Source organism: Thioclava sp. ES.031 (assembly GCF_002563775.1).
Lineage (GTDB): Bacteria > Pseudomonadota > Alphaproteobacteria > Rhodobacterales > Rhodobacteraceae > Thioclava.
The window spans coordinates 1,556,481-1,579,285 of sequence record NZ_PDJO01000001.1; the positions used below are offsets into that span (position 1 = coordinate 1,556,481).

Below are 22,805 nucleotides of genomic sequence, written 5' to 3' on the forward strand. Positions count from 1 at the left end.
GCCCTCCAGCGAAATTGACGTTGGGGGGAAGCATAGCGCCATTCGTTCGCGGCGACGTGACATAGCTCAATGCGCGCGGGGAAATTTGCCAGCTGCGCCGCACAAATGCGAAAAGGGGCGCCCCTTTCGGAGCGCCCCTTCCCATTAGATCCCTGAAGCGGGAACGGCTGATTACATCATGCCGCCCATGCCGCCCATGCCGCCCATGTCGGGGGCACCGCCGCCAGCGCCTTTCGGCTCCGGCTTCTCGGCGATCATCGCTTCGGTGGTGATCAGCAGGCCAGCGATCGACGCCGCGTCTTCGAGCGCGGTGCGGGTCACTTTGGCCGGGTCGATCACGCCGAACTCGAACATGTTGCCATATTCTTCGGTCTGCGCGTTGAAGCCGAAGTTCAGGTCATCCGACTCGCGGACCTTGCCGGCCACGACGGCGCCGTCGACGCCAGCGTTTTCAGCGATCTGGCGCAGCGGAGCTTCGAGCGCGCGGCGCACGATGGCGATGCCAGCTTCCTGATCCGAGTTCGCAGCGGCCAGGTCGTGGAGCACTTTCGCACCCTGCACGAGTGCCACGCCACCGCCGACGACGATGCCTTCCTGCACAGCCGCGCGGGTCGCGTTGAGCGCGTCATCGACGCGGTCCTTGCGCTCTTTCACTTCGGTCTCGGTCATGCCGCCGACGCGGATGACAGCAACGCCACCGGCCAGTTTCGCGACACGCTCTTGCAGCTTCTCGCGGTCGTAGTCCGAGGTGGTTTCCTCGATCTGGGTGCGGATCTGGCTGACGCGCGCTTCGATCTCGGCCTTGTCACCAGCGCCTTCGACGATGGTGGTGTCGTCCTTGGTGATGGTCACCTTCTTGGCGGTGCCCAGCATGTCCATGCCGACGTTCTCGAGCTTCATGCCGAGGTCTTCCGAGATCACCTGGCCGCCGGTCAGAACAGCGATGTCCTGCAGCATGGCCTTGCGGCGGTCGCCGAAGCCCGGTGCTTTCACGGCTGCGATCTTCAGGCCGCCGCGCAGCTTGTTGACCACGAGGGTCGCGAGCGCTTCGCCTTCGACGTCTTCACCGATGATGAGGAGCGGCTTTTGCGACTGGATGACCTGCTCGAGGAGCGGGACCATCGGCTGCAGCGACGAGAGCTTCTTCTCGTGGAGCAGGATGAGGCAGTCTTCGAGTTCCGCGACCATCTTGTCGGGGTTGGTCACGAAGTAGGGCGACAGGTAGCCGCGGTCGAACTGCATGCCTTCGACGACTTCGACTTCGGTCTCCATGCCGCGGGCTTCTTCCACGGTGATGACGCCGTCATTGCCGACTTTCTGCATCGCGTCCGCGATCATCTTGCCGATCGCAGCTTCGCCGTTGGCCGAAATGGTGCCGACCTGAGCGACTTCGTCCGAGTCCTTGACCGGGCGTGCAGCCGCCTGGATCGCTTCGACGACTTTCGAGGTCGCGAAATCGATGCCACGCTTGAGGTCCATCGGGTTCATGCCGGCGGCAACCGACTTCAGGCCGTCCTTGACGATCGCCTGAGCGAGCACGGTGGCGGTGGTGGTGCCGTCGCCGGCCTCGTCATTGGTGCGCGAGGCGACTTCTTTCACCATTTGCGCGCCCATGTTCTCGAACTTGTCGGAAAGTTCGATCTCTTTGGCGACCGACACACCGTCCTTGGTGATGCGCGGCGAGCCGAACGACTTTTCGATCACGACGTTGCGGCCTTTCGGGCCCAGCGTGACCTTCACCGCGTCGGCGAGGATGTTGACGCCGTCGAGCATGCGATCGCGGGCGTCGGTGGAGAATTTCACGTCCTTGGCTGCCATGTTTGTTGGCTCCTTGACTGAGTTGTTCTTGGGAAATCAGGGGGTCTCGGTAAGGGCAGGGCGCCTTACGAGATGATGCCCATGATGTCGCTTTCTTTCATGATGAGCAGCTCTTCGCCGTCGAGGGTCACTTCCGTGCCCGACCACTTGCCGAAGAGAACGCGGTCGCCAGCTTTGACGCCCGGTGCGATCAGCTCGCCCGATTCCTTGCGCGCGCCGTCACCCACTGCGACGACTTCACCCTCTGCGGGCTTTTCCTTCGCGCTGTCGGGGATGATCAGGCCACCCTTGGTTTTTTCTTCGCTCTCCACGCGCTTGACCAGCACACGGTCATGAAGCGGTTTGAATGCCATCTGGGTCACTCCCTAAAGGTTCCAGGTTCGAAAACTTTTAGCACTCGTCACTGGTGAGTGCTAACGATGGCGGAGTTAGTCATTGGGGCGGGCGGGTGTCAATAACCGGATGACGAATTTTTTGCGTCAATTCGAGCGAACCGGGCGCGGCGTTTTCGCCTCTATGCGGAACGCCTATCGCGTGGCACTCTCGCCGTCATGAAACTCGCCAAGCTCCTTCGGCCGCTGCTGGCCCCCGCGCTTTCGCTCTGCCTCGCACTGCCCGCATGGGCCGAGTGCCGGGGCAAGAATATTTTCGACGCGCTGCCCGCAGCCGAGCAGGCGGCGCTGACCGCCAAGGCCGATTCCGCGCCCTTCTCTCGCGGATTGCTGTTCTCTGCAACCAAAGGCGAGGAAAAGATCACGCTGGCGGGCACTTACCACCTTCCCGATCCGCGCCATGACACGCTCGTGGGCGCGCTCTCGAAGGCGCTCGCCGATGCGTCGCGGCTTCTGGTGGAGGCCGGTCCGGACGAGCAGGGGAAGCTGGAACATGCGATCAAGACCGACCCGACGCTGATGTTCTCGACCGGCAAGACGCTGCCGCAGATGATGTCGGAGCAGGACTGGAACATGACCAAGGCGGCGCTGGCGGCCCACGGGATGCCCGCCTTCCTCGCGGCCAAGATGCGGCCCGCTTTCGTCGCGATGACGCTCTCGCTGCCGCCTTGTGCGACGGCCGAGCTTGCGAAGGGGCAGGGAGGGCTGGACCTGCAGGTGATGACCGCGGCCGAGGCCGATGGCGTGCCGGTCGAGGCGCTCGAGCCGTGGGATACTGTCTTCAAGCTCTTCAACGGGATCACCGAGACCGAAGCGCTGGAGATGCTGCGCGCGGCGGTGATCGGCGCGCCCCTGGCCGACGATATGGGCGTGACGATGGGCGATCTCTATTTCCGGGGCGAGCCGCGCCTGATCTGGGAACTGGCGCGCTATCAGGCGGTCGCGGCGGGCATGGATGCCGACGAGGTCGAGCGCCAGATGAAGCTTTCCGAGGATCTTCTGATGGTCGCGCGCAACCAAAACTGGCTGCCCGAGATCGAGGCGGCGGCAGAGGATGGCCCGGTCGTCGTGGCGGTGGGGGCGCTGCATCTGTCCGGCGAAGAGGGGCTGTTGCGGCTGCTCGAAAAGGACGGCTGGACGATCAAGCGGCTCGATAGCTGATCAACTGAAACACAGCCTTTCTAGGGCGCCCGCCCAAGGTTCGGGCGCGCCCCTTTCCGCATCGCCAGACCCCTAGGTGACAAGCCCAGACACAGCGCCTATAACCTGCGCCGACAGATGATTATCCGAGAGGATCTCCCCATGACGATCAAGGTTTTCGGCCATAAGGCTCCCGACACCGACTCCACCGGCTCGCCCATCGCCTGGGCGTGGTATCTCAATGATGTCAAAGGCACTCCGGCCAAGCCCTGCCTGCTGGGCGAGCCCAATACCGAGGCCGCTTTCGTCATCGAGCATTGGGGTCTCGACAAGCCCGAGATCATCTCTGACGTGGAAGAAGGCGAGGACGTGGTCGTCGTCGACACCAACAATCCCGCCGAGCTGCCGAGCGGCATCAACGCGGCCAACGTCATCCAGATCATCGACCACCACAAGCTGACCGGCGGGATCGAGACCAAGGGTCCGATCGACATCACGATGCGCCCGCTCGCCTGCACCGCGACCATCCTCTACGATCTGATGGGCGACGACGTGGCCAAGGCCCCGCGCGGCATCAAGGGCGCGATGCTCAGCTGCATCCTGTCCGACACGCTGGAATTCCGCTCGCCCACCACGACCGATCACGACCGCGCCGTCTGCGACGCGCTGGCGAGCGATCTGGGCATCGACATGCACGAGCTGGCCGAGAAGATGTTCGAAGCGAAATCGGACGTCTCCGCCTTCACCGACGCAGAACTGCTGCGCATGGATTCCAAAGAATACCCGGTCGACGGCACGAGTTTCCGCGTCTCCGTGCTGGAGACCACCGCGCCGAAAATGGTGCTGGACCGCAAAGCCTCGCTGATGGCTTCGATGGAAGAGGTCGCGAAGGAAGACGGTGTCGATCAGGTGCTGCTCTTCGTGATCGACATCCTGAAGGAAGAGGCGACGCTGCTGGTGCCGAACGATCTGGTGAAGAGCGTGGCCGAGAAGAGCTTCGATGCCACGGTCGAGGGTGACACGGTCGTCCTGCCCGGCGTGATGAGCCGCAAGAAACAGATCATCCCGTCGCTCAAGGTCTGAGCTTTTCGGGGATTGGAATTGGGGAAGGGGCGTCCGGTCGGGCGCCCCTTTTTCTTATTGGTTGCGGAGCAGGGTGCGCGCCGGTCCGTGGGATGGCGTGGCCTGAGTTTTGAACGAAGGCGTTTTATGCCTGCCAAGCTCCTCCAAAGCGTGAGCGTTGCGCGCGGGTGGCAACGCGCCAGCCCGCCGGGACGGACCGGCGCGCGCCCTGCGCCTGCGGCGCGTTCCGGGCGCAATCGCGAAGCGGGAGCATTTGGCTCTGGCGCGGGGCGACCAGCCCCGGGCCGCGCCCGAGCCTCCCCCCGGGAGGGCGCATTGGCGATGTCAGCGCGGGCACGACCGACCTTCGGGCTTGCGAGATAAACCGCCAAGCCACCCACCGATCGAAGCGCCCACCCAAGGCTCGGGCGCTGCCCTTTCCGCGAAACACAGACGTCCCCTGCGCCGCGACGCGCGGCGCGTTCGCCGCTGAAGCCTTCCAAGACGCGGCTCACCCCGGGCCGCGCCCGAACCTCAGGGCCTCACTCTTCCATCGTCCCCGTTTCCACGAAGCGCTGGTGCCAGCTCAGCGCCTCGCCCAGTAGGTTCGGGGCGTGATTGGCGAAGCTGCCTTTCTTGGCGCGCTCGAAATAATCCCGCAGCATCGGGCGATAGGCGGGGTGGGCGCAGGTCTCGATGATCGTCTCGGCGCGCTGCTTCGGAGATAGCCCCCGCAGATCGGCCAGACCCTGCTCGGTCACGATCACCTGCACATCCTGCGCGATGTGATCGACATGGGCGGCCATCGGCACGATCGCGGAAATCTTGCCGCCCTTCGCGACCGAAGGCGTCATGAAGATCGAGACATAGCCGTTGCGCGCGAAATCGCCCGAGCCGCCGATGCCGTTCTGGATCTTCGAGCCCATCACATGGGTCGAGTTCACGTTGCCATAGATATCCGCCTCGATCAGCCCGTTCATCGCGATACAGCCCAGACGGCGCACCAGCTCGGGATGGTTCGAGATCTCCTGCGGGCGCAGGATCAGCTTGTCGCGGAAATAGGCGGCGTTGTCGTTGAAATACTGCGCTTTCTCGGGCGAGAGCGAAAACGCCGTGGCGCTGGCCATGCGCAGCTTGCCCGCCTCGATCATGTCGAGCATCCCGTCCTGAATGACCTCGGTGAAGGCGGTCATCTGGTCGAAGGGCGCCTCGATCAGCCCGGCCATCACCGCGTTCGGCACATTGCCCACGCCCGATTGCAGCGGCAGCAGCCCGCGCGGCAGGCGGCCCTGTTTCACCTCGTTGCCGAGAAAGTCGAGGATATGGCCCGCAATCGCCTCGGCCACCGCATCGGGCGGGCTGAAGGGCGCATTGCGGTCGGGCGCGTCGGTCTCGACCACGGCCACGACTTTCGCAGGGTCCACCTCGAAATAGGTCTGCCCAATCCGGTCGTCGGGCTTCACCAGCGGGATCGGCACGCGGTTCGGGGGCAGGGCGGTGCCGTAATAGATGTCATGCATCCCCTCCAGCAGCGGCGATTGCCAGCGGTTCACTTCGAGGATGATCTTGTCGGCACAATCGAGCCAGGTCTTGTTGTTGCCCACCGAGCTCGAGGGGATCAGCTTGCCATCCTCGGTGATGCCCGAGATCTCGATCACCGCCGTGTCGAGCTTGCCCATGAACCCCATCCACGCCATCGGCGCGACCTGGCTCAGGTGCATGTCGAAATATTTCATCTGGCCCGCATTGATCCGCTCGCGCGCGATCGGGTCGGAATTGTAGGGCAGGCGGAATTCGATCCCGTCGGCCTTGGCCAAGGCGCCGTCCAGCTCGGGGCCGGTCGAGGCGCCCGACCAGATCTTCACCTTGAAGGGACGCCCCGCCGCGTGCTCGGCCTCGATCCGCGCGGCCAGCGCCATCGGTACCGCCTTGGGATAGCCCGATCCGGTGAATCCCGACATGCCGATGGTCGCGCCATTGTCGATCAGCTCTGCGGCCTCTTCGGCCGACATGACCTTGGCGGCGAGCCCGGCATGGGCTTTGCGGATCGTATGGTTCATGAGCAAGCGCCTCCTTCGCGATGGTTCGGTCGCGCTGCCGCGGAACGGGGCTCCTCTCTGCCCCGCATGGCCGCGCGACCTGGTGTTCCGGTGACGAGGAACGCGAGGTTGCGCGGGATGTCCATGTTTGGCAGGTATGCGCCGGATGCATGGGTGATGTCGCCCGGCGCATGGCATGTCGATCTCAGCGCCAGCGGCGCAGAAATCAGGCTTCGGCAAAACCCATCGAAATCAGGGCATTGGCGAAATCGTCATTGGTGAAGGGCTTGATCAGCATTTTGCCTTCGGGAAACCCGTCCATCATCACGGATTGTTCATCATATCCGGTCGAGTAGAGGATCGGCACCGCACGTTCGCGCAGCGCCTTGGCGGCTTCCAGCGAGGTTTCGTCGCCAAGATTGATGTCGAGCAACGCCATCGAGATGTCATTGCCGCCAGCGATATGGAGCAATGCTTCTTCGACAGTGCCGAAGATGACCACATCGCGCGCGCCGAATTCGCTCAGCATCGCGGCCGCATCATAGGCCACGATCATCGCGTCTTCGAGCACCAGCGCGGTGCCGTCGATCCGAGGGGGGGAACAAAGTGTCACGAGGACCGCCTAGCCGCGAGGCGGGCACCGCTTACGCGGCTCTCGCTTCGTTCGTGTTGGAAAATCCGGGGCATCAGCTTCCTGTCCTTGCAGATTACTGCATTTGGAGGGTGAGAGGGATCGTGGACGATCCAGCGTCGAGTATAACGATTTAGGCTTCAGCCCGATTGTCGGTGCACTGAGAGGCCTCTTCAGCCTTCCTGCACCTCGTAATCTCCGGGGTCATTTAACTATGACATACTGTTGCAAAGCGTCTAGCTGACATGAATCCCACAGGGCTGACTGTTACACAAGCGATCGTGAACATGTGGGGCGTAGATAGTGAGGGAAATAAGGGGAAATACGGAATCCCTCACGAAATTTGAAAGGAACCTGCCACGGCCCTCCGCGTTGCCTTATGACGTAAAAGTGAGCTAAGGCATGACACGCAACTTTAGAAATTGTCCCTTCGTCGATAATCCCGCCTTCATGGCGCCCGATGCGCACGAGGAAGCAATCGCCGAAGCCGCCCGCGCGGGCGAGCTGCGGATGCCCGCAGGGCAGACCGTCGTGATGGAAGGCAACGAGCCGCAACGCTTCTTCACCCTGCTCGAGGGCCAGGCCATGCGCTACCGCATGCTGGAGGACGGCCGGCGCCAAGTACTCAATTTCCTCTTTCCCGGCGATCTGATCGGCCTCGACGCCATCATGATGGGCATGGCCTCGCATACGACCGAGGCGCTGACCCCGTTAAAGCTCAGTGTTTTCGACCGTAAACATGTGTGGGACCTGTTCGCGAAAATGCCGCAGCGCGCGATGATGCTGACTTGGCAGGTCGCGCGCGAGGAGCATTTCCTGAGCGACGCGCTGGTGACGGTCGGGCAGCGCTCGGCGCGTGAGTCGCTTGCGTGGGCCTTCGTCACTCTCTTTGAGCGCGGATCGCAGACCGGGCTGGTGCGTGACGGCAAGATGCCGTTCCCGGTCCGGCAGCAGGATCTTGCGGATGCGCTCGGGCTATCGCTCGTTCACACTAACAAGACGCTTGCCCGTCTGAGGTCCGAGGGGCTCGTCAGATGGACGCAGGGGATTCTCGAACTGCCCGATCTCGAAAAGCTCGCCGATATAGGAGTCGTCGAGCTCGGGGCCGGGCCACCGCGCTACTATTTATAGTGTCGCGGTTGAGTGGCGGAATTCCTCAGTAACGCCGCAGTAGCACACCGATTCTTAAAGCTTTTCACATAGGCGAAAAGCGTTTTTCCGCCGGGTGACGCCGAGGAATATCGGAAAAGACCTGCATCATTGTCCTATGACGTAGCGCGCTTAGCGCTTTCGCGGCAGATGCTGGTTTCTTCGCAGAAATTAACAAAACGGAACCGAGCAAGCTTGGAAAACCTGTCTCGAAAACCTGACCTCGCCTATCTGGCGGCACTGTCTCAATCGCAACGCGCCATTCCCGTGGGGGCGGCGCTTTTGCCCGAGTCCACGCCGTTGATCGTGCGGATCGAACGCGGGATCGCCATGCGCTATACGCTTCTCGAAGACGGGCGCAGGCAGGTCGAAGCGCTGGTCTATCCGGGCGATCTGTGCGGGCTGACGAGCGTGCTCTACGGTCCGGGGGCGAGCTATTACGAGGCGCTCACGCCGATGATGCTGTCGAGCTTCGATCCGGCCGATCTGCATAAGCCTCTGCCAGATGGTCCCGACCGCACCACGACGCTCGTTTGGCTGATGACGCGCGAACTGACGCGGCTGTCGGGCTGGCTGGCCTCGGTCGGGCAGCGCAATGCCAATGAGGGGATCGCGTGGTTCGTGATGCACGCATGGGAGCGCGCCGAGGCGGTCGGGCTGATCGAGAAGGACAGCGCGCCGTTTCCCTTCGCCCAGCAGGTCGTGGCGGATTCGCTCGGGCTGTCGCTGGTGCATACGAACAAGACGATCCGCCGCCTGCGCGATCAGGGCCTGTTCCGGATTGCCGGCGGGCGTGTGCGGATCTCGTCGCTCCCGGCGCTGCGGCGGGCCGCGGCGCTCTGACCGCTCCTTTCCGGTAACCCTCTCTGACAGCGCGCCGCGGGGTTTCCGCGGCGTTGGTTTGTCATCCGGCGGGGGAGGGCGCTGCCCGTTCCCGCCAAGACGGGTCGCGGCGTGAGCCTGAGCGGATAACACCCCTCACAGCCCCCGTGACCTCAAGCGTCCGTGATCGGCTAAGTTGCTCATTTTGCTCACGGATCGCTCACCACTCTATCACAAGCACGAGAGATGGGCCCGTTTACCCCTGTATTCGGGCGCCTCCGTTCAAGACCAACCCCCTTTATTTATTGGTTATTTTTTCGTGCGTCGCAGGTGTGTGATGATATTTGTGCATAATTTTCAGGCGGTTACGCCTGCTCCTGCGACAATTTGTCAACACCGATTGACCTCGCGGGCGCTGCCCTAGAGTGGGAGGCATCGCGCGGGACGGGAGCCCTCGCGGCCTCCCCCGAGAGACCCCTATGCCCCCGCGCCAAGAAGAGGGAATAGGAAAGGTATTTCCGTGTTGTTTGAAAAAATCTACAAGCGGCCCAGCCGCCTCGCTGCCCCGGTCCTGTTGACCGTTGCGGCTGCATGGCTGTCAGGTTGCGCGGAGAACGGGGTCATGACCCCGCTCGGCCCGGTGGCGGCCGGGGAACGCGCTCACCTGATCAGCTTCTTCCTTTGGATGCTGCCCATTTCTCTGCCGATCCTGATCGGCACGCCGTGGATCGCGATGCGCTATCGCCGTCAGGGTGGGAAAGGCAAATATGATCCGACCTGGTCGCACTCGGTTGCCGCCGAAGTCGTGATCTGGGGCGGTGCCACGCTCACCTTCCTTATCGTCGGCTGGCTCACCTGGGGCCACGTGATGGGCGAAGACCCCTACAAGGCAACGGGCAAAGAACCGATGCATGTGAAGGTCATCGGGTCCGAATGGAAATGGATGTTCATCTATCCCGGCAAGGTCGCCGCCGTGAACCGGTTGGTCCTGCCCGAGAACACCCCCGTCGAGTTCGACATCACCGCCACCGGCGCGATGCAGAGCTTCTGGATCCCGCGCCTTGCTGGCCAGATCTACGCAATGCCCGGCATGGGCACGAAGATGAACCTGACCACCTCGGAAGATCCGTCGCAGACCTATGGCTTCAACAGCCAGTTCAACGGCGCGGCTTTCCCGCTCAACAAGTTTGAGGTCGACGTGGTGAGCCAGGAGCAGTTCGACGCGTTCCTGCAAGAACCCAAGCACCCCTTCGCCCAGCTCGAAAAAGCTTTCAAGAAGACCGCGACCTGGTCGGGGCCTGAGCTCTTCGAGCCGCCGGAGAAAGGCTACTGGGGCAAAGTAATGATGAACCCTGACATGCTGTCCGATGGCGGCGCAGCGATCCTGCCCGACCACGCGCCCGAGCAGAAGAAGATCGATGACGCGATCCGCGAAGAACTGCATGTCTCGCAAAACCAACATCAAGGGGACGCTCAATGAGTATTCTTGGTAGTCTCGATTGGAACGATATCTTCATCGTTCCCTTCTTCACGGATCCGTCTCTGTCCACCGGGATCGCAGCGGGCGCGGGCGGCATCGTCGTCCTCGGCGCGCTCGCGGTCATGGTTCTGCTGACCGTCAAAGGTTGGTGGAAACCGCTCTGGTCGAACTGGATCACCACGCTCGATCACAAGAAGATCGGTGTCATCTACATCGTTCTGGCGCTGATCATGCTGATCCGCGGCGTCCTCGAGGCGGTCGTGATGCGCGCCCAGCAGGTCTCGCCCGCACCGGGCTTCCTGTCGGTCGAACACCACGCCGAGCTGTTCTCGACCCACGGCACGATCATGATCTTCTTCGTGGCGATGCCCTTCCTGACCGGCGTCATCAACGTCGTCATGCCGCTCCAGATCGGTGCGCGCGACATGGAGTTCCCCTTCATGAACGCGGTCTCGCTCTGGCTGTCGATCGGCGGCGCGGCACTCGTGATGGCCTCGCTCGTCGTCGGTCACTTCGAGACCGGCGGTTGGACCGCTTACCCGCCCTATACGGGCATCAAGCTGTCGCCGAACGAGGGCGTGGATTACTGGATCTGGTCGCTGGGCCTGACCTCGGTTGGCTCGACGCTTTCGGGCATCAACTTCCTCGTGACGATCTACAAGCAGCGTGCCCCCGGCATGAAGCTGTTCGACATGTCGATCTTCGCCTGGGCGACGCTCTGCACCGCGATCCTGATGATCTTCGCGATGATGCCGCTGACCGTGGCCTCGCTGATGCTGGCGCTTGACCGTCAGGCGGGCTTCCACTTCTTCACCGCCACCCAAGGCGGGAACATGATGAACTTCGCCAACATGTTCTGGCTGTTCGGCCACCCGGAAGTCTACATCCTGATCCTGCCGGCCTTCGGCGTGTTCTCGGAAGTCATCCCGACCTTCTCGGGCAAGAAGATCTACGGCTACACCTCGCTCGTCTGGGCCACCATTGCCATCGCAGTGCTGTCCTTCACCGTCTGGGTGCACCACTTCTTCACCATGGGTCAGACCGCCCACCTCAACGCCATCTTCGGCATCGCGACGATGACGATCGGTGTGCCGACCGGTGTGAAGGTCTTCAACTGGATGCTGACCATGTGGCGCGGCAAGCTGCGGTTCTCGACCGCGATGCTGTTCTCCACCGGCTTCATCTTCACCTTCGTGATCGGCGGCATCACGGGCGTCATGCTCGCCAACCCGACGATCGACTTCGCGACCCACAACTCGCTGTTCCTGGTGGCGCACTTCCACAACATGCTCATCCCGGGCCTGCTGTTCGGTATGTTCGCGGCCGTGAACTACTGGTTCCCGCTCTGCTTCGGCTTCCGCCTGGACGAGAAATGGGGCCGCCGCAGCTTCTGGCTGTGGATGATCGGCTTCTACGGGGCCTTCATGCCGCTCTATGCGATCGGTCTGATGGGCGCACCGCGCCGCATGGCCTTCTTCACCGAGCCGGCCTACTTCCCGTGGCTGGTGATCGCGATGCTCGGCGCGCTGTGCGTGCTGGCGGGTCTGACCGCGCAGATCATTCAGGTCTGGGTCTCGGTCAAGAACCGTGAGAGCCTGATGGTGCCGGCGGGCGATCCCTGGGACGGTCGTGGTATCGAATGGTCGCTGGGCTGCCCGGTGCCGGAATACGACTTCTCCACGATCCCGGCGATGACCTCGCGTGAGCCGTGGGTCGATGCGAAGGAAGCGGGCAAGCGGGTCATGGATCCGACCGAGTTCGTCGACATCCACCTGCCGAAACCGACCGGCATGCCGTTCCTGGTGGGCCTCGTCGCGACCCTCTTCGCTTTCGCCATGATCTTCCAGATGTGGCTGATCGCTGCGGTGGGCTTCGTGGCCATGTGGGTGCTGGTGCTGATCCGCTCCTACGACACCGACTGGGAAGAAACCGTCACCGCGGAAGAACTGCGTGAGGGCTATGAAGCCCACAAGCGCGTCGTCGAATCCACGCCGCAAATCCGGCTCGACGATGAGTTCACCACCAAGAACCGCGGCCTGATCATGGAGACGCAGGTATGAGTGCAACTATGAGCAACACGGGGGCAGCGCACGCTGCCTCCCACGATCACGGCCATCACGACAAGACGGGCACGGTGATCTTCGGCTTCTGGATCTTCCTGATGTCGGACCTCATCGCCTTCTCGCTGATGATCGCCAACTACGCCGATGCCGAATGGCACGGCATCGCGAACGGGCCGAGCCCGCATGAGCTGTTCAGCCTCGGCCTGCCGACCATCGAGACGATGGCGCTGCTGATCTCCACCTTCACCTTCGGCATCTGTACGCTGGGGATGAAATACGGCGCGTCGATGAAGCGCACGGTGGGCTGGCTCATCCTGACGCTGGCGCTTGGCGCGATCTTCCTCGGGATCGAACTCTACGAATTCCACGAGTTCTGGACCGAGGGCAACACGCCGCAAGTGTCGGGCTTCCTGACCGCCTATTACTCGCTGGTGGGGCTGCACGGTCTGCACGTCACCTCGGGTATCATCTGGGGCATCCTGCTGATGGTTCAGATGAAGACCTTCGGGATGAACGACCTGATCAAGTCGCGTCTCGTGCGTCTGGGCCTGTTCTGGCACATGCTGGACATCGTCTGGATCGCGCTCTTCACGAAAGTCTACCTGATGGGGGTGCTGTGATGGACTATATCAACTCCGACGTCGGCATGGACTCGGCTGAGTACAAGCACGACATGGCGCGCTATGTCTGGGGCTTCGCGCTCTCGGTGGTCCTGACGCTCGCAGGCGTCGTGATCGTCGCGGGTGGCGTGTTCTCGACGGGCCTCGCATGGTCCATCGTGGGCATCCTCGGCATCGCGCAGCTGGTGATCCAGTTCTGGGCCTTCATGCACCTCGACTTCTCGAAAGAGGCGCGTCCGGACCTGTATCTGGTGCTGTTCACCTTCCTGCTCATCATCCTGATGGCTGCGGGCACCGTCTGGGTGCTGGCCGATCTGGCAAGCCGCATGGGTATGGGCGCCGGCAGCATGTAAGCCGAAGGGGCAGGGGCCTTCGGGCCTCGCTCCGCCAAGAAAATAAGAAACGCGGGCAGCGCAAACTGCCCGCGTTTTTTCATGTCCGCCTGAGAGGGGCGCTTACATCGGGAGGAGCTGATAGCCCTGGCTTTCCAGCACCGGTACGGCGGCCAGAGCCGACGGCGCCTGTCCGCAAACGTAAAGTGCGCAGCCCCCCCACGCGCCAAAATCCGATGCGACAGTAAGTCACGCAAAACTCACGAAATGTCGCATCCCCGTGATCGACGCGATCGCGCTAAGCAATGTGAGTAACCAGTAGTGAGCCAGTCGGAGCATCGATGACACAGAGTGCATTGCGGATCACGGCATTCGTCTCAGCCGTGATTTTGGGCCAGCTTCCCGCCTACGCGCAGGACGCGACCCCGGAGGAGACGCCCGCAATCGGCGCGCAATCGACGCCTGTCGCGCAAGGGGCGTCGAAGGCCGCCCATATGAGCGATCCGGTGAAAGAGCTCACCGCCGACCACTCGAAATTCGACCAGCTCAAGGGGCCGTTCGCGTCGGGTTCCGAGGTGACGGAAGCCTGTCTGTCGTGCCACACCGAGGCCTCCAATCAGGTGATGCATTCGGTCCACTGGACCTGGGAATACCAGAACGAGGCCACGGGCCAGACGCTCGGCAAAGCGCATGAGATGAACGCGTTTTGCGGCAATGTCGCCTCGAACGAGGTGCGCTGTACCTCGTGCCACACGGGCTATGGCTGGACGGACGTGCGTGAGCCGATGCCCGACGATCCGACCAAGGTCGACTGCCTCGTCTGTCACGACAAATCCGGCCAATACGCCAAGCAGGACAACCTCGCGGGCGAGCCGTCGCTGGAACCGGTGGCCGCGGGCGCGAAGACGATCACCGGCGCGGCCGCCTGGCCCGTCGATCTGGCCGAGGCCGCGCGATCGGTGGGCGCACCGCCCGGTCGCGACAATTGCGGCAACTGCCACTTCTACGGCGGCGGCGGCGATAACGTGAAGCATGGCGATCTCAGCTCGGCGCTGTTCAACCCGCCGCGCGACGTCGATGTCCATATGTCGCCCGACGGTCAGAACTTCACCTGCGAGACCTGCCACGTCTCGGACAAGCACGTCTTCGAGGGCTCGCGCTACGAGACCGACGTGATCGACCCGCATCCCGATCGCATGGCGGGCACCGCGCATGACGCGGCCGCCTGCCAGTCCTGCCACACGGACAGCCCGCATGAAGGGCCGAACCCGCTGATCGCGGCGAAGCTCAACGATCATACCGACACGGTGGCCTGCCAGACCTGCCACATCCCCAGCTTCGCGCGCGGCGGGGTGGCGACGAAAACCGTCTGGGACTGGTCCACGGCGGGCAAGCTCGACGAGAACGGCAAGCCGATCACCGAAGAGGGCTTCACCCAATCCGACGGCAAGCACCTGCACACCTACATGTCCAAGAAGGGCAATTTCGAATGGCGCGAGAACGTCACGCCCTATTACGCATGGTCCAACGGCGAGATGACCTTCACCCTGCCGGAGGAAGAGATCGACCCGACGCAGGTGGTCGAGATCAACAAGATCGGCGGCAATCCCGGTCAGCCCGACAGCCGCATCTTCCCCTTCAAGCGGATGGTCGGCACGCAGGCCTATGACGTACAGCGCAATGTGCTGGCCTATAACAACGTCTATGGCCCCGGCAACGGCACCGCGCTCTGGTCCTATTACGACTGGGAGAAATCGCTCAAGGCGGGCATGGATTACGCCGGTGTGGAGTATTCGGGCGAGTTCGATTTCGTCCATACCTACATGTACTGGCCGATCACCCATATGGTCGCGCCCGCCGACGATGCGCTGCAATGCGAAAGCTGCCACACGCAGGGCGGTCGGATGGCCGATCTGGCGGGAATCTACGTTCCCGGCTCGGAAATCAATCTCGGCGGCAAGCTGGGGCTCGCGATGTTCCTGATGGCGCTTCTGGGGGCCTTGGGCCACGGCGCGCTGCGCCTGATCAACCGCGGCAAGAAGGAGGGAGGCCACCATGGCTGAGCATTGCGTAAAGGTCTATTCGCGCTTCAACCGGCTCTGGCACTGGAGCCAGGTCGCCTCGATCATGCTGCTGTTCTTCACCGGCGCTCGGCTTCTGGGGCTGCATCCGATCCTGCCCTTCGGGGCGGCGGTGCTGATCCACACGGTCGTCGCGCTGGCGCTGCTCCTGCTCTGGGCCTTCGCGACCTTCTGGCTGTTCACCACAGGCGGCTACAAGCAGTTCATCCCGCGCATGCAGGGCATGTGGGAGGTCAGCCGCTTCTACGCTTATGGCGTCTTCAAGGGCGAGGAGCATCCTTATGTGAAGAGCTACGAGCGGCGGCACAACCCGCTGCAGGCGGCGGCCTATTTCGCGCTCAAGATGATGCTCTTCCCGGCGATCTGGATCTCGGGGCTGGCCTATCTCAGCTACGGGTTCTGGGATCACCTCGACGGCGGCTCGTTCTGGCTCGAGATCATCGCGAATTTCCACGTCCTCGCGGCCTTCGCCATCGCGAGCTTCGTGGTGGTCCATGTCTACCTGCTCACCATCGGCCACGGCTTCCGCCAGCATGTTCGGCCCATGGTCTCTGGCTATGAGAAGGTCGATCTGACCCCGGAGGCAGAGGCCTATTTCCGCCAGCAGGGAAGGGTGCTCGACTGAGCATCGCCTCTCAAAGCTACATCAAGGCCCCCCACGCGGGGGCCTTTTGCTGTCTGCGGTTCGGGGTAGCCCCCGGCAGGGCCGACAAAGAAAAACGCCGCTCGGGAAAGCGGCGTTCGGGTCAGTCCGGCGAGGTGCGCGAGGCTCAGGAGCCCCAGTGCCGCACCGGGCCGCAATCCATGTGAACGAAGTTCGAGCGCGAGTATTTGCCAACGCCGCCAGCGTGGCAGGCGGCGGCCGCCTTGTACATCTGGCTGACCGAGCGCGACTTCAGCCGCAGGTCCATCGCCAGACCCTGCATGTGCAGCGAGTTCTTCGCGACGCCCTTCGAGCGGGCGCGCAGCATGGCGTTGGTCTTGGGCGAGCGGTAACCCGACAGAAGCATATAGGGTTCGCGCGAATCCATCAGGTTGTGCGCGGCGGCCGCGATGTCCACGGTGCGCGCGTCGATGTTCTTCAGCTGATTGGTGCGCCAGTCGCGGGCGAAATAGGTGATCTCTTTCAGCGCGTCGGGGATATACTCGCCTTCGATCCAGTAAACGGTGTCGAGCGTCTCGCCGGTACGACCGTTATACATCTTGATCCGTCGGATGTCCCCTGCGCCCTTGAGTAGACCGAAAGCGTTACTCATGGTGGGGGCCGCCGTTACCATGGTCGCAGCAAATGCGCCCAGAAGGCCGCGCCGGGAAATCGTCGTCATAGCAAGTTCCTGTGTTCGCCTGTCTCTCGATTTTCCCCGCCCTGTTTCGGGCGGTTGAGGGATGGTAGACCCAAACTTCTTACTCCTTATGGCATAGACCTATTAACCGATAAAGAACGGAACTGGTGCATCTTTGCCATAAGGGGCCGGGTCGGCAAAAAATCGCCTGCTGGTAGTAAAAATACGCTCACGTCCTTGTGGGAACGGCGCGAGGGACGGGTCCGAGACGGCGGAAAGGCGCTGTTGCGCCCCTGCATCGCTGATCGCGCCTCGACTCCTATCGTTGCGCACACGCAACGCTTTGCTGGACAGATGGGGGTAAGTTTGGAACATCTGGAACGATAAGGTCGGGGCAGGGGTTTAGACGCTATGACGCGCAATTTCCGTAAGATAGGGCTGGCCTTCGCGCTAGCTACGCTCGCCGCCGGCGCCCAGGCGCAAGGCACTGCCCAGATTGCAGCGCAAGGGGCCATGTCGCCATTGGCGGGGGTCGAGCTTTCGGGCTTCACCCAGGCCGTGGCCGAAGCTGCGGCTGACAATCCCGCTCTGGCGGCCTTCTATGCTGCCCGCGATTACCGTCCGATCTGGACCGCCGCCGAGGATGCGGGCCGCCGCGCGGCTTTCATGCGCGCGCTCGATCTGTCGGCGATGCAGGGGCTGCCCACGGCGCATTACGACCCCGAGGGGCTGCGTGTCGCCTTCGCCGCCGTCCAGTCCGAGCGTCAGCGCGGGCTGCTCGAAGTGAAGATGAGCCGTATCTTCCTCGATTACGCCCATGACCTGTCGCATGGCGTGCTCGACCCGCACAGCGTCATCTCCGATATCAAGCGCGAACCCAAACGCGCCGATCCCGAAGCCCGGATGACGGCCTTCGCCGCTTCGACCAACCCGGCGCTGTTCCTGCGTGAGCTCGCGCCGCAGATGCCGCAATATGCGCAGCTGGTGAAAGCGCGCCTCGATCTGGAGCATCAGATCGAAGCGGGCGGCTGGGGGCCGACGGTGCCCGGCACCAAGCTCGAGCCCGGCGATAGCGGGCCGGACGTGGTGGCACTGCGCGACAGGCTGCAGCGGATGGGCTATCTGGGCCGCTCTGCCAGCGCGACCTATGACGCCGAGATGCAAAAGGCCGTGCAGGCCTATCAGACCGATCAGGGGCTCGCGACCGATGGCGTGGCCGGGCCGAGCACGCTGGGCGAGATCAACAAGAGCCCCGAGGCGCGGATGAAAGCCATCCTCGTCGCGATGGAGCGTCTGCGCTGGATGAACGGCATCGATTTCTCGGGCCGCTACGTCTGGGTCAACATCACCGATTTCTCGGTGCGCGTGGTCGATCACGGCAAGACTATCTTCCGCTCGGTCACGGTGGTCGGGCAGAACAGCTCGGACCGCCGCACGCCGGAGTTTTCCGACGAGATGGAGCGGATGGTCATCAACCCGGCCTGGCATGTGCCGCGCTCGATCGTGACCAAGGAATACCTGCCGCAGATGCAGCGCAATCCGAATGCGGCGAGCCAGCTTCAGCTGATCGACAGCCGGGGCCGGGTGGTGCCGCGCTCGGCGGTGGATTTCGCCGCCTATAACGCGCGCAACTTCCCCTTCGCGATGAAGCAGCCGCCGTCGAACCGCAACGCGCTGGGGCTGGTGAAATTCCTGTTCCCGAACCGCTGGAACATCTACCTGCACGACACGCCGTCGAAATCGCTCTTCAAGAAAGAGACGCGGGCGTTCAGCCATGGTTGCGTGCGCGTCGGCGACCCCTTCGATCTGGCCTACACGCTTCTGGGCGCGCAAAGCGACAATCCTGAAGCGGAGTTCAAGCGCATCCTCAATTCGGGGCGCGAGACGATCGTGCCGCTGGAAAAGCACGTGCCTGTGCATCTGACCTATTTCACCGCCTGGCCGACCGCGTCGGGGCATGTCGAGTATCGCCGCGACGTCTATGGGCGTGACGCGATCCTCTTCAACGCCTTGCAAAAGGCCGGGGTGGAATTGGGCACGCAGGACAGCTAAATCTCTGGCAACGGGGGCGGCAAGCGCGCCCCCATGCGACCATGAGAGGATCGGCCATGTCCCAGACAATCGAGCATATCGCGCAGGCGCTGAACGCCCGCGCCGAAGGCGACCTGTCGATCGAGGTGACCGGCGCGTCCGAGCCTGCGACGGCGGGGCCCGACCAGATCGCCCTCGCGATGAGCGAGAAATACGCCGAAGGACTGCGCGAGGGTAAGGCCCGCGCGGCGCTTCTGTGGGAAGGTGCGGACTGGCGTGCGCTCGGGCTGGAGGCGGCGGTTTTCGTGACCCGCCCGCGTCTCGCCATGGCGGGGCTGTCGAAAGCTTTCGATCCCGGTCCCATCGTCGAGCCCGGCATCCATCCGACCTGTGTGATCGACCCGACCGCCATCATCGGCAAGGATGCCGCTATCGGCCCCTTCACCGTGATCGGCAAGGAGGTGAAGATCGGCCCGAATGCGCGGATCGTGGGGCAGGTGACCATCGCGGAAGGCGCGCAGATCGGTGCTGACGCGCTGATCTATCCCGGCGCGCGGATCGGCGCGCGGGTGCTGATCGGCGACCGGCTGGTCTGTCAGCCCGGCGCGGTGATCGGCTCGGACGGGTTCTCCTTTGTCACGCCCGATCCCTCCGGCGTCGAGGAAATCCGCCACACGCTGGAGCAGCGCGAAGAGATCACCGAGCAGAAATGGTTCCGCATCCACTCGCTCGGCACGGTCGAGATCGGCGACGATGTCGAGATCGGCGCCAATGCCTGTATCGACCGCGGCACGGTGCGCGCAACCGCCATCGGCTCGGGCAGCAAGCTCGATAACATGGTTCATATCGGCCACAACGTGCAGGTGGGCGAGGATTGCCTGCTCTGCGGTCAGGTCGGCATCGCGGGCTCGACCCGGATCGGGCACCGCGTGGTACTGGCAGGGCAATGCGGCGTCTCGGACAACATCACCGTGGGCGATGACGTCATCGCGGCGGGCGGCACCAATATCTACACCAACGTCCCCAAAGGCCGTACGATCTGGGGGAGCCCGGCGGTGAAGATGGAAACGCAGCTCGAGATCAACAAATCTGTCCGCAGATTGCCGAGATTGTTTGCGCAAATGGCCGAGCTTCGAGAAACTGTTACGAAACTCACGCAAAAAGGCGGCACGGAGTAACCCCAGATATGAGGCCAGACGTGCAAGACCAGGTTTTCTCGATCATCGCCCGCGAAGCCCTTCGTGAGCCCTCCGAACTTTCGCCCGAGATGACGCTCGACGAACTGGGGCTCGATAGCCTCGGCCTCGTCGAAGTGATCTTCGCCATCGAAGAGGCCTTCGACGTCTCGGTGCCGTTCAACGCCAACGAACCCGCCGCCTCGCAATTCGACATGTCCTCGATCGGGGCGATCGTGGGCGCGGTGGAGCGTCTCGTCTCGGGCGGCAAGCCGTCGACCGCCGTCGCCTGATGCGGCGCGTCGTCATCACGGGCGCGGGCACGATCAACGCGCTCGGCGAGGGCGTTGCGGCAACCAAGGCGGCCATGGCGGAGGGGCGCAGCGGCATCGGGCCGCTCAGCTTCCAGGATGTAGAGCGGCTGAGCATCCGCATCGGCGGTCAGATCCGCGGCTATGACGCGTCTGACCGCTTCACCTCGGCGCAGCTCGCGCAATACGACCCCTTCACCCAATACGCGCTGATCTCCGGCGCGGAGGCGATGGCGCAGGCGGGGTTGGAGGCAGCTCCCGATCCCGCGCGCTGGGGCTGCATCGTCGGGTCCGCAGGCGGCGGGCATGCGACCGCGAACAATGCCTATCGCGCTGTTTTCGCAGATCAAAAGAGCCGCGTTCACCCGCTGACCGTGCCGAAGCTGATGGCCAATGCCGCGCCCTCGCATCTCTCGATCCGCTACGGGCTGCAGGGGCCGAGCTTTGCCGTCGCCACTGCCTGCGCCAGCTCCAACCACGCCATCGGCCTCGCGTTCCAGATGGTGCGTTCGGGCATGGCCGAGGGGATGCTAGCGGGTGGCTCTGAGGCGATGCTCAATTTCGGCGGGCTGAAAGCGTGGGAGGGGCTGCGGGTAATGTCGCCCGATGGCTGCCGCCCGTTCTCGGCAGATCGCAACGGCATGGTGCAGGGCGAGGGCGCAGGCGTCTTCGTGATCGAGACGCTGGAGAGCGCCGAGGCGCGTGGCGCGCAGCCCTTGGCCGAGATTGCGGGCTTCGCGATGAATTCCGATGCGCGTGATGTCGTGATGCCGTCGCTCGACAGCGCGACCGCCGCGATCATCGGCGCGCTGAGTGATGCGGGCATGGCGCCCGAAGAGGTCGGCTATATCAACGCCCACGGCACCGGCACGGCAGCCAATGATCGGATCGAGACCGCCGCGATCCGCGCGGCGCTCGGCCCAGCGGCCGATCAGGTCGCGGTCAGCTCGACCAAGGCGCTGCACGGCCATTGCATCGGCGGCACGGGCGCGGTGGAGCTGATCGCCTGCCTGATGGCGCTTGGCGACGGGGTGATCGCGCCCACGGCGAATTACGCCACCCCCGATCCCGACTGCGATCTGGATTATGTGCCCAACACCGCCCGCAAGCAGCAGGTCGGCGCGGCGCTCTCGAATGCCTTCGCTTTCGGCGGGCTCAACGCGGTTCTGGCCTTGCGCACGATATAAAAACGCCGCGCCCGGTTTGGGCGCGGCGTCTTAAATTTCAAACGGTTGCGAGCCGAAGCTCATCCATCCAGCTTACTTCTGAACGCCGTTTTCCTTGTTGGTTTTCACGGTTTCGTCGAAGGCTTTGGTGAAGCCTTTGAGCGAGATATCCGCTTTCACCTTCTGCTGCGGGTTGGCCAGCGGCGTGATCGTGATCGTCGCCTTGCTGCCCTTCTTGAGCGAGTCGAGCTCGGCGTTGCTGACGCCGAAGCGGGCGAAGCAGCCCATCATGCGCGGGTCGCAGAAGGAATAGGGGTAGACCATCGGCTTGCCGCCATCGACCTGCAGCACCAGGTTCTGCGACAGCAGGGTCTGCATCGGCACCATGATGGTGAGGCCAGCGGCGGCCTGGCTGCCATCGGGCAGGCCGATCACCGAGATGTCGGCCACGTTGCCGCCATTCTGGTCCTTGATCACCTGATACATCTGGCAGGGATCCTTGCCGTCGGGCGACTTGGCGCATTGCAGCTGCCAGTCTTCGTAGGTCGCCTTGATGTAGGTCTGCGGCTCCTGCGGCTTCTGGGCCTGCTGGTCGGCGCCGGGCATCGTCGGCGTGGCGTCAGCGCCAGTCGCGGGTGCCTGATCGGTGCTGGTCGCATCCGCGGCCGGGGCCGTCGTGCCCGCATCCGCCGAGGGCGTCGTGGTCGTGTCGCTCGAGGTGGTATCTTGCGCCCACGCCCCGCTTGCAAGGCCGAGGGCCAGTGCGAGGGCGAGCGGTTTCGTCAGTTGAGACATATTACTCTTCTCCTGAAACGTATTGGTCGAAGGCTTAACACGGGTCCGGGCCACTGTCAGTGGCGAATTCCGCAGCGGCGCTCACGGATCGGCGGCAAACTGCCACAGTTTCGTGAGCCTTTCGACGGCCTGCATCGGCGCTGGCGCAGGCGGGGGATTTCGCGGAAAGGCCGGGGGCGATTCAGCCGCGTCTCGCGCGGGCCGGATCGGGTGTTTCGAGGGCGCGAAAGCTGGGCTTTCCAAGCGAAAGGGGCCCGTTCAGGACCCCTTCCTTTTCCCCCTGTCGGACTGGCCGACTTCGTCATTGCCGGTACGCTAGGCCGGAATTTTTCACAGGTCAACAGGCAAAGTTGAGGAAGTGTGACAGGCGGTGAGGCGATGAACTCCGGGACGCAATCCCTTGGCACAGAAGAAA

Annotated in this window: 20 protein-coding genes; 14 read left to right on the forward strand and 6 right to left on the reverse strand. The window is 63.4% G+C overall.

Going from position 1 to position 22,805, the window contains the following annotated elements:
- Positions 1 to 171: 171 nt before the first annotated feature.
- On the reverse strand, positions 172 to 1,818 hold the full coding sequence (groL, locus tag AXZ77_RS07565) for a chaperonin GroEL (protein ID WP_098410672.1): 1,647 nt from the start codon (positions 1,816 to 1,818) through the stop codon (positions 172 to 174).
- A 65-nt stretch (positions 1,819 to 1,883) separates the two neighbouring features.
- Positions 1,884 to 2,171 carry a co-chaperone GroES gene (groES, locus tag AXZ77_RS07570; protein ID WP_075774612.1) on the reverse strand — a complete coding sequence of 96 codons (288 nt, stop codon included), beginning with the start codon at positions 2,169 to 2,171 and terminating at the stop codon, positions 1,884 to 1,886.
- 198 nt (positions 2,172 to 2,369) lie between these two features.
- On the opposite strand from groES, the gene AXZ77_RS07575 reads away from it, so the two are divergent.
- Positions 2,370 to 3,371, forward strand: a complete 1,002-nt coding sequence (locus AXZ77_RS07575; RefSeq protein ID WP_098410673.1) for a TraB/GumN family protein — start codon at positions 2,370 to 2,372, stop codon at positions 3,369 to 3,371.
- Positions 3,372 to 3,512: 141 nt separating this feature from the next.
- Positions 3,513 to 4,433, forward strand: coding sequence for a manganese-dependent inorganic pyrophosphatase (locus tag AXZ77_RS07580; protein WP_098410674.1), 921 nt, complete (start codon positions 3,513 to 3,515; stop codon positions 4,431 to 4,433).
- Between the two features lie 521 nt (positions 4,434 to 4,954).
- On the opposite strand, the gene AXZ77_RS07585 is transcribed toward AXZ77_RS07580, so the two are convergent.
- Together AXZ77_RS07585 and AXZ77_RS07590 are read right to left on the reverse strand one after the other, a co-directional pair.
- The gene (locus tag AXZ77_RS07585) at positions 4,955 to 6,472 is read right to left on the reverse strand and encodes an acetyl-CoA hydrolase/transferase family protein (protein WP_098410675.1); all 1,518 of its coding nucleotides are present in this window, start codon (positions 6,470 to 6,472) and stop codon (positions 4,955 to 4,957) included.
- Positions 6,473 to 6,677: 205 nt separating this feature from the next.
- Complete coding sequence (locus tag AXZ77_RS07590; protein WP_083075284.1) at positions 6,678 to 7,064, reverse strand: response regulator; 387 nt, start codon at positions 7,062 to 7,064, stop codon at positions 6,678 to 6,680.
- A gap of 468 nt (positions 7,065 to 7,532) precedes the next feature.
- On the opposite strand from AXZ77_RS07590, the gene AXZ77_RS07595 reads away from it, so the two are divergent.
- From AXZ77_RS07595 to AXZ77_RS07630, 8 genes are all read left to right on the forward strand, one after another.
- Complete coding sequence (locus tag AXZ77_RS07595) at positions 7,533 to 8,213, forward strand: Crp/Fnr family transcriptional regulator (protein WP_176535984.1); 681 nt, start codon at positions 7,533 to 7,535, stop codon at positions 8,211 to 8,213.
- A gap of 213 nt (positions 8,214 to 8,426) precedes the next feature.
- A complete protein-coding gene (locus AXZ77_RS07600) occupies positions 8,427 to 9,074 on the forward strand; it encodes a Crp/Fnr family transcriptional regulator (RefSeq protein WP_176535985.1) in 648 nt (215 codons plus the stop codon).
- A gap of 601 nt (positions 9,075 to 9,675) precedes the next feature.
- A complete protein-coding gene (locus AXZ77_RS07605) occupies positions 9,676 to 10,533 on the forward strand; it encodes a cytochrome c oxidase subunit II (RefSeq protein WP_078519285.1) in 858 nt (285 codons plus the stop codon).
- Positions 10,530 to 12,593, forward strand: a complete 2,064-nt coding sequence (locus AXZ77_RS07610) for a cbb3-type cytochrome c oxidase subunit I (RefSeq protein ID WP_078519284.1) — start codon at positions 10,530 to 10,532, stop codon at positions 12,591 to 12,593. Before AXZ77_RS07605 ends, AXZ77_RS07610 begins: the two co-directional genes overlap by 4 nt.
- Before the next feature lie 8 nt (positions 12,594 to 12,601).
- Positions 12,602 to 13,216: a cytochrome c oxidase subunit 3 gene (locus tag AXZ77_RS07615; protein ID WP_218000475.1), complete on the forward strand. Its 615-nt coding sequence runs from the start codon at positions 12,602 to 12,604 to the stop codon at positions 13,214 to 13,216.
- Positions 13,216 to 13,569, forward strand: coding sequence for a cytochrome o ubiquinol/quinol oxidase subunit IV (locus AXZ77_RS07620; RefSeq protein WP_078539402.1), 354 nt, complete (start codon positions 13,216 to 13,218; stop codon positions 13,567 to 13,569). Before AXZ77_RS07615 ends, AXZ77_RS07620 begins: the two co-directional genes overlap by 1 nt.
- Positions 13,570 to 13,889: 320 nt before the next feature.
- Positions 13,890 to 15,611 (forward strand): tetrathionate reductase family octaheme c-type cytochrome, encoded by a 1,722-nt coding sequence (locus AXZ77_RS07625; protein ID WP_218000476.1) that lies wholly within the window; start codon positions 13,890 to 13,892, stop codon positions 15,609 to 15,611.
- The gene (locus tag AXZ77_RS07630) at positions 15,604 to 16,254 is read left to right on the forward strand and encodes a cytochrome b/b6 domain-containing protein (protein WP_098410679.1); all 651 of its coding nucleotides are present in this window, start codon (positions 15,604 to 15,606) and stop codon (positions 16,252 to 16,254) included. The genes AXZ77_RS07625 and AXZ77_RS07630 overlap by 8 nt, the downstream gene beginning before the upstream one ends.
- Before the next feature lie 145 nt (positions 16,255 to 16,399).
- Here AXZ77_RS07630 and AXZ77_RS07635 read toward each other — a convergent pair whose 3' ends face one another.
- Positions 16,400 to 16,954 (reverse strand): DUF882 domain-containing protein, encoded by a 555-nt coding sequence (locus tag AXZ77_RS07635; RefSeq protein ID WP_098410680.1) that lies wholly within the window; start codon positions 16,952 to 16,954, stop codon positions 16,400 to 16,402.
- A gap of 471 nt (positions 16,955 to 17,425) precedes the next feature.
- On the opposite strand from AXZ77_RS07635, the gene AXZ77_RS07640 reads away from it, so the two are divergent.
- The 4 genes from AXZ77_RS07640 to AXZ77_RS07655 are packed head-to-tail and all read left to right on the forward strand — an operon-like array spanning position 17,426 to position 21,616.
- A complete protein-coding gene (locus AXZ77_RS07640) occupies positions 17,426 to 18,964 on the forward strand; it encodes a murein L,D-transpeptidase (RefSeq protein WP_369679771.1) in 1,539 nt (512 codons plus the stop codon).
- 56 nt (positions 18,965 to 19,020) lie between these two features.
- Positions 19,021 to 20,121, forward strand: coding sequence for a UDP-3-O-(3-hydroxymyristoyl)glucosamine N-acyltransferase (locus tag AXZ77_RS07645; RefSeq protein ID WP_098410682.1), 1,101 nt, complete (start codon positions 19,021 to 19,023; stop codon positions 20,119 to 20,121).
- An 8-nt stretch (positions 20,122 to 20,129) separates the two neighbouring features.
- The gene (locus AXZ77_RS07650; protein ID WP_078519276.1) at positions 20,130 to 20,411 is read left to right on the forward strand and encodes an acyl carrier protein; all 282 of its coding nucleotides are present in this window, start codon (positions 20,130 to 20,132) and stop codon (positions 20,409 to 20,411) included.
- A complete protein-coding gene (locus tag AXZ77_RS07655) occupies positions 20,411 to 21,616 on the forward strand; it encodes a beta-ketoacyl synthase (protein ID WP_098410683.1) in 1,206 nt (401 codons plus the stop codon). The genes AXZ77_RS07650 and AXZ77_RS07655 overlap by 1 nt, the downstream gene beginning before the upstream one ends.
- Before the next feature lie 72 nt (positions 21,617 to 21,688).
- Here AXZ77_RS07655 and AXZ77_RS07660 read toward each other — a convergent pair whose 3' ends face one another.
- Positions 21,689 to 22,390 (reverse strand): invasion associated locus B family protein, encoded by a 702-nt coding sequence (locus AXZ77_RS07660; protein WP_098410684.1) that lies wholly within the window; start codon positions 22,388 to 22,390, stop codon positions 21,689 to 21,691.
- Positions 22,391 to 22,805: the final 415 nt, after the last annotated feature.